Genomic DNA, 13,868 nt, shown 5'->3' with positions numbered 1-13,868 from the left:
CGATTATCCTTTGACCGCGCCGGCGGTGAGGCCGGTGACGAGATAGCGTTGCAGGAAGGCGAAGAAGATGCAGACCGGGATCAGCGCCAGGATCGACGCCGCCATCATCTGCCCCCAGTCCACGGCGAACTTGCCGATATAGGTGAGCAGGCCGACGGCAAAGGTCTTCTGGTCGTCGCTGGAGATCAGCATCAGCGCGAACAGCAATTCGCTCCAGGCGGCGGTGAAGACGAAGCCGAGCGTGGCGCCCATGCCGGGCAAGGTCAGCGGCACGATCACCTTGCGCATCGCCTGCGCCCGCGTGCAGCCGTCGATCATCGCCGCTTCCTCCAGATCCTTCGGAATGCCGTCGAAGAAGGACTGCATTAGAAAGGTGGCGAAGGCGGTGTTGAAGGCGGTGTAGATGATGATCAGACCAACCAGACTGTTGGTCAGGCCAAGCTCGCCCATGACGCGGTAGATCGGCGGAATGACCATCACCAGCGGGAAGGTTTGCGTCAGCAAAAGCATGATCGCCAGCGTTGCCTTGCCGCGAAAGGTGAAGCGCGACATGGCGTAGCCGGCGAGCGTGGCGATGACTGTCACCAGGGCCGCCGTCGACACCGAGACGATAACGCTGTTGAGGAAATAGCGGGGGAAGTCAGAGGCTTCCAGGACAGTGATGAAGTTGCGGAAGGAGGTCTGCGACGGCCACAGCGTGATGCCCTCGGAATAGAGCAGCCGCTCCGGCGTTACCGAAATCTTCAGCGTCCAGAAGATCGGAAACAGCGCAAAGATCATATAGGCGGCAATCGCCGCGTAGAGGCCGATGCCGCTGAAGATGCGCGAGGAGGTGGAGCGTCCGGCAATCATCAGACGTGCCTCACCAGCAAGCGGCGGATGGCGATCAGCGCGATCGCATAGGCGATCAGCAAGATCAAGAGCAGCACCGCCACCGCGGAGGCATAGCCCTTGTCCAGCGACTTGAAGGCACTGACATAGATGTAGACCGGCACCGTGCTGGTCGAGCCTGCCGGCCCGCCCTCGGTCATGACGAAGATCAGATCGGCGAAGGTCGCGATCCAGATCGTGCGCAGCATGACGGTGATGACGATGGTCGGCGCCAGGAACGGCAGCGTCACCTTGGTGAAGCGCTGCCAAGGCGAAGCGCCGTCGATTGCGGCCGCCTCATGCAGTTCCGACGGGATCGACTTCAGCGCCGCCAGCAGCGTGATGGCGAAGAACGGAATGCCGAACCAGATGTTGGCGATGATCGGCCCCCACATGGCGGTCGCCGGATCGGACAGCACATTGGTCGGCTCGGCCTTCAGCCCGAGCGTGAAGAGCCAATGCGGCAGTGGTCCGATGATCGGATTGAACAGCCACGCCCAGGTCAGGCCCGACAGAAAAGATGGCACCGCCCAGGGCAGGAACACCACCGCCTGCACGAACTTGCGCCCGACAAACGGTTTGTCGAGCAGCAACGCCAGACCCAGGCCGAGGAAGAACTGGAAGAACAGGCTGGCGACGGTCCACCAGAGCGTGTTGACCAGCGCCTGCCCCAGCACCTGGTCGGTCAGCATCGCCTGATACTGGCCGAGGCCGACATATTCGGATTTGAAGGCGGAGAACTTCCGGAACGAATAGCTGATGCCGATGATCAGCGGCACCAGCAGCACCACGACCAGCAGAACGATCGCCGGGCTGAGATAAAGCCAGGGCTCGATTGCTGCATGCGTCAGCCGCTTCTTTCGCGGTCGGCCTGCGGATCGTATTTCGGGTACGGCGTAGGTCATTGGCTTCTGGATCGTCTCCTGGAGGAGCGGATTGGCAACAAGCGTCGCCGTTCATTGGGGAACAGATGCCGGTCCACCCTCCGTAGCTGCAGCACAGCTGCTGCGGAGGACGGGCAGGCAGATGAGGGGCGGCGCCAGCCTTGGGGTGCTCGAGCTGCCCCTCATCCGGGCCTGTCTGTGCATGTCGTTGTCCCAAAACCGCTACGCACTTTTGGGCGACATGCATTCGGGCCACCTTCTCCCCGTAAACGGGGAGAAGGTGGAAGAACTACTTCTTGTTCTTGGCCAGCCAGTCCTGCTGTTCCTTGGTCAGGAACGCGGCCCATTGATCGGCAACGTCCTTGGCCGACTTCTGGCCGAGCAGCACTTCCTGGAAATTCTTGATCGCCACCTGGTCGACGAAATTGCCGAGGTTCTCCAGATGTGTCGGCGGCGTCACCATTTCATATTTGGAAGCGTCGCTGAGTTCGGTGAACCAGCCTTTGAACTGCTCGGTCTTGAAGTGGGCATCCTGGTCGGCGCCATTGTGGATCGGCACGACGCCGACTTCCTTGGCCCATTCGAGATTGTCCTTGGGCGACAACAGCGTCGCCATCAGCTTCCAGGCATCGTCCTTGTGCTGCGAGTTGGCGAACATCGCCCAGCCGGCATAGCCCAGCGTCGGATAGGATTTGCCGCTTGGCCCCACAGGCAGCGGCGCCACTGCAAAATCGTCGGCACTCATCTTGTCGGCAATGCCGATCAGCGCATCCGGATCCTGGTTGAGCATGGCGCAGGTGCCGGAATAGAAGCCGGTGACGGTCTCGTTAAAGCCCCAGCTCACCGCATCCTTGGGCGCCAGCCCGTCCTTGTACATGTCGGCCAGCATCTGCAGGCCCTTGACCGAGCCCTCCTCGTTGATGGTCGAGGTGCCGTCCTCGTTGAAGTAGCCGCCCTTGCCAGCGGCGATGTTCATGAACATGTGCATGCCGTTGAAGGCGCCCGGCCCACCGCGCAGGCAATAGCCGTACTTGCCTGGAATGGCGGAGATCTTCTTGGAGTCGGCGATGAAGTCGTCGAGTGTCGCCGGCGGGCCGTCGAGACCGGCCTCCTTGAACAACTTCTTGTTCCAGAACAGCGCATTCACATAGTAGCCGTACGGGATCATGAACTGGGTGTTGTTGACGGTCGAGCCGAATTGCTTGGCGCGGTCGCCCAGCGTCTTGGCGTCGTCCCATTTGGCCATGTAAGGGCCGAGATCCTCGAGCTGGCCGTTGGTGGCGTACAGGCCCATCCAGCGCTCCGGCATCTCGACGATGTCGGGCGTATCGCCGGCCTGCACCATGGTGAGGAATTTCTCGAAAGCCTGCCCCCAGGGCAGCGAGACCACCTCGACCTTGACGCCGGCATTGGCGGCCTCGAACTCGGCGATCTGCTTCTTCAGGAATTCGGTGCGCTGCGGGCTGGTGATGACCTCGACCAGCTTGAGGGTGGTATCGGCCAGCGCGCCGCTGGCGGACATCGCCAGGCCGGCAGCGGTGGCAAGCATGATGCTCAGTCGTTTCATGTTCAGAACTCCCATTTTGAACCCAGTCATTTTTTTGCTTTGTCGAAGGCCTGGCCGATGTCGGCCCAGAGGTCTTCGACGCTTTCCAATCCGACATTGAAGCGGATGGTTCGGGGGCTGACGCCGAAGCGCGCCATCGAATTGAGACCCGGTGTCTGCTCGAGCGAGGCCTTTGCCGGCACGACCAGGCTTTCATGACCGCCCCAGCTGACGCCGATGCGGAAAAATTTCAGCGCATCGACGAAAGCGGGAATGTCGACATCCTCCGTCACCTCGAAGGAGAACAGCCCGGCATAGCCGGCAAGCGTCTTCTTGCCGGGATGGTTGGAATAGGCGGGATGATTGACCCGCTCGACCTTGTCATGCGCCTTCAAGCGCTCGGCGATGATGAGCCCACTCTTCATGTGATGCGGCAGTCTCAGCGGCAGCGTGCGCAGGCCGCGCAACAGCAGCCAGCCCTCGAAGGGCGACAGCTTTGCGCCGAGCTGCGAATAGGTCTGGTCGTTGATATGCTTGATGTGAGCGGCCGAGCCGGCCACCACGCCGGCGACGGTGTCGCTGTGACCGCCGAGATATTTCGAGGCGGAATGCAGCACCAGATCGACGCCGTGCAGGATCGGCTTCTGGAACACCGGCGTCGCCCAGGAATTGTCGATGGTGGTGACGATGCCCTGCTCTTTCGCCAGCCGCGTCAGATGTTCGAGATCCTGCAGCTCGAACGTCATCGAGGTCGGGCTTTCCAGGTAGAGCAGTTTGGCGCCGGGAAGAGCCGCGGCCACCGCATCCGGATCGGAGCCGTCGACATAGTCGACCTTGATGTGCAGGCGCGGGAACAACCGCTCGAACAGTCGGTAGGCGTCACCATAGCAGTTGCGCACCGCAACGATGCGCTCGCCGGCGCCGACAAAGGCAAGCAATGTCGCGCTGATCGCCGCCATGCCGCTGGAGAATCCGCGCGCGGCTTCCGCACCTTCGAGCGCTGCGACGCGTGACTCGAATTCCATCACCGTCGGGTTGTCGCCGCGCGAATAGATCGGCTGCTTCCTGCGCCCGGCAAAGGTGTCGGCCATGTCGGCATAGCTGGCGAAGGTGAACAGCGAGGTCTGGTAGATCGGCGGCACCACCGCATTGCCAGGGAACGGGTCGTCATGCGCCAGAAGCGTCGCCGCCTCGGCGAGATAGTCGCTGCCGGAAATGCCTGGGTCGAAGCTGTGCTCGTTCATGTGCGGACCGAAAGTTTGAGGTTGGCGGCGCCGCGCTTCAAATCGTCCTCGACCGTGGCGATCAGTTTCAGCGCTTCGGCCCGGGCGCCTTCCGGATCGTGCGCGGCGATGCAGTCGAACATGGTGCGGTGGTAGGGAAAGCTTGCGTGGCCGAAATCGCGCACGCCGAGCGGATGTTCCCAGAAGCGGTGGAACAGTTCGTGCATGGCGGCGATAATCTGCTCGAACAGCGGATTGCCGCAGGCGCGGTAGATCGCCTGATGGAATTCCCAGTCCTCTTCCGACGACATGCCGGCGCGGCTGAGAAACTCTTCCTCCATGATGTCGAGCTTGCGCTCGATCTCGGCGAGGTCGTCCCTGTCGGCACGAATGGCGCAAAGGGCGGCGGCTTCCGCTTCCAGCGCGCGGCGGATTTCCAGCGTGCGCATCAGGCCGGTGAAATCATTGCCGCCGGCAAGCGTCAGCGGCATGTGCAGCATGTCGAGCGAGACGGCGGCCTTGAGATAGGTGCCCGAGCCCTGCCGGCGCTCGACCAGGCCAAGCCCTTCCCAGCGCGTCAGCGCCTCGCGCACCGTATTGCGGCTGACCTTCAGACGCTCAGCGAGGATGCGTTCGGTCGGCAGCCTCTCACCGGGTTCCAGCTTCTCGCGCATGACGAAGCCGGCCAACGCCTTCAGCACCGCGTCGTCGCGGGCCGTCGTCTGGATCGGCGGAAGGCTGAATTGGGTCACCGGGGCTATTACCGAAGTGGTTCAATGGTCCAACCAATTTCTGCACAGACGAAGGGACCTGTCAACAGTGGAAACGCAGCAAGGCCGAAGGGCCAGGGGATGCACCTTCGGCCTTGCTGCTTCAGCCGTGGATGCGCGCCGGCGCAGCGGCGGCGCGAGCCTCGCGCCAGCGAGCGAAGATTGCCTCGCGAACCCGCCTCGAACCAGAGAGGCGCTTTTTTGCCTGCGCCAGCACCGCAGGCGACGCCTCGGCGGGCGTGCCGGACCGAAAGGGAGGAGCCGGGGCGTATTCGAGCGAGAGCTGCACGATCTCGGCCTCCTCCTGTCCAAGCAGCCTCGCAACCAGCGCCAGGCCGAAGTCGATCCCCGAAGTGACGCCGCCGGCGGTGATGAGCTTGCCGTCTTCGACGATACGCTCGTCGACCGGGATCGCTCCGAACTCCTCAAGGAAATCATGCGCATACCAGTGCGTGGTCGCGCGCTTGCCCCTCAGCAGTCCGGCCGCCCCAAGCACCAGGGCACCGCTGCAAACGGAGGTGATGTAGCGCACCTGCCCCGCGCGCTCCCACACGAAATCGAGGACTGTCTGGTCCTCCAGCAGCGCGTTGACCCCGCCCCCGCCAGGAATGCACAGCACGTCGAGGGGCCGGCAATCGTCAAAGGTCGCGGTTGGCGTCAGCGAGAGGCGCGTCGATGACGTCACCGGGTTGCGATCCTTCCAGATCAGTTCCACCTCGGCATCCTTGGCCGATGCCAGGACTTCGTATGGGCCGGTGAGGTCGAGTTGTTGGACGTCGGGGAATACGAGGATGCCGAAACGAAGGGGCATGGAAATCTCCGTGGGTTGACTTCCGGCAATCTACGGCATCATGGTTTGGCACGATTGCCATTCATCCCTCGCTTCGGGCCAAACCAATGCGCCGTATCGAAGTACTTGCCTATCCCGACATCCAGCTCCTCGACGTCAGCGGACCGCTGCAGGTCTTTGCCAGCGCCAATGATTTCAAAAGGCAGGCCGGCGAACCGGCTCCTTACGAGGTCGTGGTCGTCGCCGCCTCACCGCGCATCCGGACATCGGCCGGTCTCGTGCTGGAGGCAGCAGTGCTGCCAACCCACGGAGGTAAGATCGACACGCTGCTTGTCCCCGGAGGATGGGGCGTCAACGCGGCCTGCGACGATCCCGTGCTGGTCCAGTGGATCGCCGGTCGCTCGCGCGATGCCACCCGAACCGCTTCCGTCTGCAGCGGCGCCATGCTGCTGGCGACGGCTGGCCTGCTCGACGGCCGCCGCGCGGTGACCCATTGGGGACGCTGCGCGGAGTTCGCCCGGCGCTTTCCCGCGGTCCGGCTCGAACCCGATCCGATCTTCATCCGCGACGGCAATGTCTGGACATCCGCCGGCGTAACGGCGGGGATCGATCTCGCCCTCTCCCTCGTCGAGGCCGACCTTGGCCGGCACACGGCGCTCGGCGTGGCGCGCGAGTTGGTGGTCTTCCTGAAACGTCCCGGTGGCCAGGCGCAATTCAGCCAGACCCTCAAGCTGCAGCAAGGCGACGGGCGCTTCGACCGGCTGCATGGCTGGATCCTCGAAAATCTGGCCGGTGACCTGTCGCTCACGCAGTTGGCCGACCACGCCAATATGAGCCCGCGCAGCTTCTCGCGGCGCTATCGCGAGGCCACCGGCCGGACACCTGCCCGCGCGATCGAGGAGATCCGGATCGAGGCGGCGCGGCGGATGCTGGAGCGGGGCCAGCCCGTCAACCAGACGGCCCGCCGCTGCGGTTTCGGCTCGGAAGAAACCATGCGGCGCGGCTTTCTGCGCGTGCTGGGCACCAATCCGCGCGCCTATCGCGAGCGTTTCTGATCGCGACTGCTTGCTCCATTAGGCCGGCGGTCGATGCGGTAGAAATAGAGCCTCTCTAGCGTTCAGGCGGGATGCTGTAGCTGGCTGAGCCCGCCATCGACGACGAGGGTCGCCGCGTTCATGAACGGGCACTCCTCAGAAATCATGAACACAGCGGCCAGCGCGATCTCGCGCGCCGAGGCGATGCGGCCGCCGGGATGCAGCGCCAGCGTCCTGGCGCGCGCCGCAACCGGATCGGCAAAACTGTTCCAATAGTCGGTCGCCTTCTGCGTCTCGACATAACCGGGCGCCAGCGCGTTCACGCGCACGCCCTGCCCGGCATATTCCAGCGCCAGCGATTTGGTCAGCCCAAGCAGCGCGTGCTTGGCCACGGGATAGGGGAAGGTATGAGGGATGATGGTGAAGCTGTGCGTCGAGGCGATGTTGAGGATCGCGCCACCACCATTTGCGATCATTCCTGGCAGCACCGCCTTGCTGCAATTCCAGGCGCCCTTGACGTTGACGTCGAAATTGCGGTTCCACTCCTCCTCGGTCGCCTCGAGCGGCGTCGAGAACACATTCATCCCCGCATTGTTGATCAGCGCGTTGATCGGCCCGATCGCGTCGGTCGCCCGGCTGACGGCAGCGGCAATCGCGGCCCCGTCGCTGATGTCGGCTGCGGTATGTCCGACATGGCCCTGCGGTGCGGCAAGGCCGGCGACCGTTTTGTCCAGCAGCGCGCCGTCGCGATCGACCAGGAACAGTTTTGCCCCTTCGGCCAGGCAGGCCCCGGCGATGGCAAGCCCGATGCCTTGCGCGGCGCCGGTGAGGAAGATGCGTTTGCCGGACAGGCGCTCAGCCATGGCTGTCACTCCACTGCAAGATGGTCAGCGCCGGCCCAGTGCCGACGAACGCAGATTGTCGAGCAAAACGGCAAGCAGCAGGATCACGCCGCGCACAATGTACTGGTAGAAGGCTGGGATGTTGAGCAGGTTCATGGCGTTTTCGGCAATGCCCATGATCAGCACGCCGACGATGACGCCCGACATGGTGGCGCGGCCGCCGGCAAGCGAGACGCCGCCGAGCACGCAGGCCGAGATGACCGAGAGTTCAAGCCCGACCGCCGCATTGGGCTGGCCCGACGTGATGCGCGAGGCCAAAAGGATGCCGGCGATGCCACAGACCACGCCTTGCAGAGCAAAGATCCAGATGCGCGTCCAGTCGACATTGACGCCGGCCAGGCGCGAGGCCTCCGGGTTGCCGCCGATGGCCAGCGTGTTCTTGCCGAAGACGGTACGATTGAGGACAAAACCGAAGATGCAGAACAGCACGGCCAGGACCCAGACCGGCGTCGGAATGCCGAACAGCTTGGATAGCGCCAGCTGGTAGAAATCCGGGCTGTTGATGCCGACGGCGCGGCCATCGGATGCGATCAGCGCAAGGCCGCGCACGATCTGCATGGTGGCAAGCGTCGTGATCAGCGCGTTGATGCGGAATTTGGCGATGACGACGCCATTGATGAAGCCGACGAAGGCGCCGCAGGCGATTGCCGCGAGAAGCCCGAGCAGGATCGAACCGGTATAGTTCGACGCCATTACCGCGACCATGCCGGCAAAGGCGACGATGGAGCCGACCGAGAGGTCGAAGTCACGCGCGGCAAGGCAGAACATCATCGTACAGGCGACAATGCCGACGGTGACCACCGACTGCAGCAGGCCGAGCATGTTGCGGTCGGTGAGGAAGTTCGGCACCAGCAGCGACACCAGCACGAAGGCGACGATGAAGATGACGACGAGGCCCTGTTCGCCGAGCAGGATCTTCTTCAACTGATCGGTCATGGTAAAGATCCTCAGGATGCGATCGCGTCGGGGGTTTTCTGATCGGGAAGAGCAGCGGCCAGGATCGCTTTTTCGGCGAACTGGTCGCGGGCGAGTTCGGCGCTGATGCGCCCGCCGCACATCACCAGGATGCGGTCGCAAATGCCCATCGCTTCCGGCAGTTCGGACGAGACGACGACGATCGCCATGCCGTCTTCGGCAAGCTGGTAGAGCAACTCGTAGATTTCCGCTTTGGCGCCAACATCGATACCGCGTGTCGGCTCGTCGACGATAAGCACGCGCACGCCCTGCTCCGACAGCCAGCGGCCGAGAATGACCTTCTGCTGGTTGCCACCGGAGAGGTTGATGATGTCCTGCTTGCGCGACGGCGTGCGCACCTTGAGCTTCTTGATGAAGGTCTCGGCGGTGGCGATCTCGCTGGCGCGGTTCAGGATCCCGAAGCGCGTGTGATGACGCCGCGACGAGATGTTGATGTTCTCCTCGATCGAGCGGCCCTGGATGATGCCGTCATGCTTGCGGTCTTCCGAGCACAAAACGATGCCGGCGCGGATCGCGTCATGGGGATCGGTGGCATGAACGACCTTGCCGTCGACGCTGATGGTGCCGCCTGAGCGCCGGTCGGCGCCGAAGACCAGCCGCATCAGTTCCGAGCGCCCCGCGCCGATCAGGCCGAAGAAGCCGACGATCTCGCCGGCCCTCGCCTCGAAGCTGGCAGGCGTCGTCAGTTTTACTCCGGAAACAGCGTCGACCTTCAGCCGGACATCGCCGGCCGGGCGTGGGCGAAACCCCCAGATATCGGAGATTTCGCGGCCGACCATTTCGGCGACGACCTGGTCGCGTGTGACGTTTTTCAGCGACGCATGGTGCGCCGCGAGCTTGCCGTCGCGCAGCACGGTCAGGCTGTCGCAGAGGCGGAACACTTCGTCCAGCCGGTGCGAGACATAGATGATGACCTTGCCCTCGCCGCGCAGGCGGTCGATCAGGGCAAACAGAATTTCGCTTTCGCGCGACGACAATGACGAGGTCGGCTCATCCAGAGCGATGACGCGCGCGTCGAGCATGATCGCCTTGGCGATCTCGACCATCTGCCGTTCGCCGATGGACAGCGTCTTGACCTTGCGGCTGATATCGATGTCGATGCCCGCCGATTTCAGCTTGGCGCCGACGTCTTCCAGCATTCTGGCGCGGGCGATGATGCCGGCGTTGGTGGGGAAGCGGCCAAGGCTGAGGTTTTCGGCAACAGTGAGCTCAGGAACCAGCTGTAGCTCCTGGTGGATGACGATGACGCCATTGTCGAAGGCATCTCGCGTCGTTGCATAGGCTTGCATCTTGCCGTCGATGAGGATCTCGCCGTCATCGGCATGCTGGTCGCCCGACAGGATCTTGATCAGCGTGGATTTGCCGGCGCCGTTCTCGCCCATCAAGCCATGCACGGCGCCCTTGTCGACGCTGAACGAGACGCCGGACAGCGCCTTGACGCCCGGATAGGTCTTGGTGATTTCCGAGAAGTCGAGAAAGGACATGGGGCGCCTATCCTTTTGCCATGCCAAACAGGCGGCGACTGTGAGCCGCCGCCTGTTTGTACAGGGAGGATTATTCGATGCCGAGACCCTTGCGGACCGTCTGGTAGTCGTCGCGCTTGGCCAGCGCACCGGCGGTCAGGATGAGCTTCTCGGGTTCCTTGTTGTTGGCGACCCAGTCATACATGTTGAGCGCAGTCTCGTAGCCGTGACGCTTCGGCGAGATGATCACCGTGCCGACGAAGCCGGTGGCGGTCGGCTTCTTGAACTCGTTGATCGCCGAATCCGCGCCGCCAATGCCGACGCCGATCACGTTTTCGGCCGGGATGCCGACGCTTTCGGAAGCGCGCACGGCGCCGAGAACGGCTTCGTCGTTGAGGCCGAAGGAGACCCACTTCTTGATGTCGGCATGGGCGTTGAGTACCACCGTCGCCGCATTGAGCGCAGCCTCGGTATCGGTCTTGGCCTGCGGCGCGTCAAAGATGTTTTCGGCCTTGAAGCCGTTGGCCTTGAGCACCGAAATGGCGCCTTCGACCCGGTCGACGGCGGTCGGCAACTGATCATAGGAGACGCGGATGGCGCCAACCTCGTCGGCCTTCCAGCCGCGCGCCTTCATTTCGTCGACGATCGCCTGGCCGACGGCCTCGCCGATCTTGGTCGCCGAAATGCCCATATGCGGCACGTCTTCCAGCGCCTTCCCGTCTGCGCCGACCAGACGGTCATCAACCGTCATCAGCTTGAGATTGTTGGCGGCGGCCTTGGCGACGATGCCGGGGCCGAGCTTCACATCAGGCGTGCAGACGATGAAGCCTTGCGCGCCCTGCGCGCCGAGATTGTCGATCGCCGACATCAGCTTCTCACCGTCCTCGGCGCCGATCTTGACCAGGGTAAAACCCTTCTCCTTGGCGGCCTGGTCGGCGAACTTCCATTCGTCCTGGAACCACGGCTCCTCGGGCTGTTTGACGATAAAACCTATCTTGGTGTCCTGAGCATATGCAGCGATGGTCGTGACGGACAGCACGGCAAGGGCGCCCGCGACGAGCGCGGTCTTCAGAAGTCGCATGATTACCTCCCAGCGATGGCCGGGCGCTCAGCCCGGATGCAGAGTCTCTAATTCTTTTTATCATACTCGTCAATTGATCTGGTATGATAATTGAGCTACATGCTCTGACCAGGGATCGCTGGCGCAAATCATCCGCATCCGGTAAGGCCGGGGACGCGAGATCAGTGGTTTCGCCGCCTTGGAGGAGGGCTGAGGTGACCGACACTTCGAAGAAGGCATCAGGCGACACCCGCCGCCCGCGCGTCATGCCCGATGTGACCAAGGCGCTTGCCTCAGACATCTTTTCCGGACGCTATCCCGCCGGCTCGTCCCTGCCGACCGAAAACGAACTCGGCGTCGAATATGGCGTCAGCCGCACCGTCATCCGCGAGGCCTTGAAGGTGCTGGCCGCCAAGGGGCTGGTGCTGTCGCGGCCCCGCATCGGCACGGTTGTATGTGAACAGGACAACTGGAACATCATCGACCCGCAGGTGCTGGCCTGGCACGCGCCGCATGCGCTGGACGACAAATTGTTCGACGCCATCCTCGAAACGCGCCGCGCCATCGAACCTCTGGTAGCTGAACTGGCGGCGACTCGTGCGACGCTGCAGGAGATCGCCGATCTCGAAGCCGCCTGGCGCGGCATGGCCAATGCCGGCGAGGATCTCGCCGCCTTCTCGCGCTCGGACATCACCTTCCACCAGATCGTCTATGCCGCGAGCCACAACCCGATCTTCCGCCAGATCGGCAATCTGATCGACACCGGGCTGAAATTCTCGCTTGAAGCAACGGCGACCATTTCGCTCGCCCGGCGCATGGAAGCAGTGGCGGCGCACCGTGAGGTGGTGGAGGCACTGCGCATGCGCGATGCCGCGGCGGCGCGTGCGGCGGCAGGCCGGATCCTCGACCTTGCGGCGCGCGACCTGGTCAGCGCCAAGAAACTCAAGAACAACTGAGACCAGCATGAAAATCATCTCGCTCACCACCTACATCGTCCCGCCGCGCTGGCTGTTCCTGAAGATCGAGACTGATGCCGGCGTTACCGGCTGGGGCGAGCCTGTGGTCGAAGGCCGTGCGCTGACGGTCGAGGCAGCGGTCAAGGAACTTGGCGATTATCTGATCGGCAAGGACCCGCGCCTGATCGAGGACCATTGGACGGTGATGCATCGCGGCGGCTTCTACCGCGGCGGGCCGATCCTGATGAGCGCCATTGCCGGCATCGACCAGGCGCTGTGGGACATCAAGGGCAAGGCGCTCGGCGTGCCTGTGCACGAACTGCTCGGCGGCAAGCTGCGCGACAGCATCAAGGTCTATTCCTGGATCGGCGGCGACCGGCCGGCGGAAGTGGCTGATGGCGCCAGGGAAGTGGTGGCGCGCGGTTTTCAGGCGCTGAAGATGAATGGCACCGAGGAACTGCAGATCGTCGACAACCATGACAGAATAGATGCGGCTGTCGAACGGGTCGCCATGGTGCGCGAGGCCGTTGGGTCCAACATTGGCATCGCCGTCGATTTCCACGGCCGCGTCCACCGGCCGATGGCGCGCATGCTGGTCAAGGAGTTGGAACCCTACCGGCTGATGTTCATCGAGGAGCCGGTGCTGAGCGAAAATCGCGAGGCGCTGAAGGAGATCGCAGCGCTGGGCTCGACGCCGATCGCACTCGGCGAGAGGCTCTACAGCCGCTGGGATTTCAAATCGGTGTTCGAACAAGGCGCCGTCGACATCATCCAACCAGACCTGTCGCATGCCGGTGGCATCACCGAATGCCGCAAGATCGCGGCGATGGCCGAGGCTTATGATATTGCGGTCGCGCCGCACTGCCCGCTCGGCCCGATCGCGCTCGCCGCCTGCCTGCAGCTCGATGCCGTCAGCTACAACTGCTTCATCCAGGAACAGAGCCTCGGCATCCACTACAACGCCGCAAACGATTTGCTCGACTATGCCGCCAACAAGGACGTCTTCCGCTACGAGGATGGCTATGTCGCAATCCCCGATGGTCCCGGCCTCGGCGTCGAAATCGACGAGGACTACGTCAAGGAACGCGCCAAGGAAGGCCACCGCTGGCGCAACCCGGTCTGGCGTCACAAGGACGGCTCCTTCGCCGAGTGGTAGCCCGGCCGACCTTGCGGCCAGGCCTTCAGGACCTCGGGTTCGATTTCGCGGTGGCGCCAGCGTAACGCAGGCCTCTGATGGGCCGTAGCGCCGAGCACCAGCGCATGGGAACCGTCGGCGCCGGCAAGCCGCAACTCGCTGACCGCCTGGGTTGCCGCAAGCGATCGAAAGCAGTCGCTATCCATGGAACATGGCGGATGTCCTGTTCTCATCGACCTTTTCTTGGCCCGCCAGCCGCG

At 63.3% G+C, this 13,868-nt stretch carries 13 protein-coding genes; 3 read left to right on the top strand and 10 right to left on the bottom strand.

What is annotated here, in order from left to right; all coding sequences use genetic code 11:
• Positions 1-3: 3 nt before the first annotated feature.
• From NLY33_RS14865 to NLY33_RS14840, 6 genes are all read right to left on the bottom strand, one after another.
• Entirely contained in the window at positions 4-852 is an 849-nt protein-coding gene (locus NLY33_RS14865; protein ID WP_023687908.1) for a carbohydrate ABC transporter permease, read from the bottom strand.
• Entirely contained in the window at positions 852-1,775 is a 924-nt protein-coding gene (locus NLY33_RS14860; protein WP_023687907.1) for a carbohydrate ABC transporter permease, read from the bottom strand. Before NLY33_RS14860 ends, NLY33_RS14865 begins: the two co-directional genes overlap by 1 nt.
• Positions 1,776-2,043: 268 nt before the next feature.
• The gene (locus NLY33_RS14855; RefSeq protein ID WP_023687906.1) at positions 2,044-3,321 is read right to left on the bottom strand and encodes an ABC transporter substrate-binding protein; all 1,278 of its coding nucleotides are present in this window, start codon (positions 3,319-3,321) and stop codon (positions 2,044-2,046) included.
• A gap of 26 nt (positions 3,322-3,347) precedes the next feature.
• A complete protein-coding gene (locus tag NLY33_RS14850) occupies positions 3,348-4,544 on the bottom strand; it encodes a PLP-dependent transferase (RefSeq protein ID WP_023691355.1) in 1,197 nt (398 codons plus the stop codon).
• Complete coding sequence (locus NLY33_RS14845) at positions 4,541-5,275, bottom strand: FadR/GntR family transcriptional regulator (RefSeq protein WP_023691356.1); 735 nt, start codon at positions 5,273-5,275, stop codon at positions 4,541-4,543. Before NLY33_RS14845 ends, NLY33_RS14850 begins: the two co-directional genes overlap by 4 nt.
• Positions 5,276-5,396: 121 nt before the next feature.
• Positions 5,397-6,104, bottom strand: a complete 708-nt coding sequence (locus NLY33_RS14840; RefSeq protein ID WP_023691357.1) for a DJ-1/PfpI family protein — start codon at positions 6,102-6,104, stop codon at positions 5,397-5,399.
• Between the two features lie 86 nt (positions 6,105-6,190).
• Between NLY33_RS14840 and NLY33_RS14835 the strand changes: the two genes are divergently transcribed.
• Complete coding sequence (locus NLY33_RS14835) at positions 6,191-7,138, top strand: GlxA family transcriptional regulator (RefSeq protein ID WP_023685300.1); 948 nt, start codon at positions 6,191-6,193, stop codon at positions 7,136-7,138.
• Between the two features lie 62 nt (positions 7,139-7,200).
• On the opposite strand, the gene NLY33_RS14830 is transcribed toward NLY33_RS14835, so the two are convergent.
• The 4 genes from NLY33_RS14830 to NLY33_RS14815 form a co-directional block, all read right to left on the bottom strand.
• Positions 7,201-7,980, bottom strand: coding sequence for an SDR family oxidoreductase (locus NLY33_RS14830; RefSeq protein ID WP_023704660.1), 780 nt, complete (start codon positions 7,978-7,980; stop codon positions 7,201-7,203).
• 24 nt (positions 7,981-8,004) lie between these two features.
• On the bottom strand, positions 8,005-8,955 hold the full coding sequence (gene araH / locus NLY33_RS14825; protein ID WP_023687901.1) for an L-arabinose ABC transporter permease AraH: 951 nt from the start codon (positions 8,953-8,955) through the stop codon (positions 8,005-8,007).
• A gap of 11 nt (positions 8,956-8,966) precedes the next feature.
• Complete coding sequence (araG, locus tag NLY33_RS14820) at positions 8,967-10,478, bottom strand: L-arabinose ABC transporter ATP-binding protein AraG (protein ID WP_023704659.1); 1,512 nt, start codon at positions 10,476-10,478, stop codon at positions 8,967-8,969.
• A 70-nt stretch (positions 10,479-10,548) separates the two neighbouring features.
• A complete protein-coding gene (locus NLY33_RS14815; RefSeq protein WP_023668118.1) occupies positions 10,549-11,538 on the bottom strand; it encodes an arabinose ABC transporter substrate-binding protein in 990 nt (329 codons plus the stop codon).
• Between the two features lie 194 nt (positions 11,539-11,732).
• Between NLY33_RS14815 and NLY33_RS14810 the strand changes: the two genes are divergently transcribed.
• Both NLY33_RS14810 and dgoD read left to right on the top strand, forming a co-directional pair.
• On the top strand, positions 11,733-12,473 hold the full coding sequence (locus NLY33_RS14810; RefSeq protein ID WP_023687899.1) for a FadR/GntR family transcriptional regulator: 741 nt from the start codon (positions 11,733-11,735) through the stop codon (positions 12,471-12,473).
• Between the two features lie 7 nt (positions 12,474-12,480).
• Positions 12,481-13,629: a galactonate dehydratase gene (dgoD, locus tag NLY33_RS14805; RefSeq protein WP_023685304.1), complete on the top strand. Its 1,149-nt coding sequence runs from the start codon at positions 12,481-12,483 to the stop codon at positions 13,627-13,629.
• Positions 13,630-13,868 lie beyond the last annotated feature (239 nt).

Source organism: Mesorhizobium sp. C432A, assembly GCF_030323145.1.
Taxonomy (GTDB): Bacteria; Pseudomonadota; Alphaproteobacteria; order Rhizobiales; family Rhizobiaceae; genus Mesorhizobium.
Note: the sequence above shows the minus strand (reverse complement) of the source record. Positions and strands in the feature narration are given on the sequence as shown.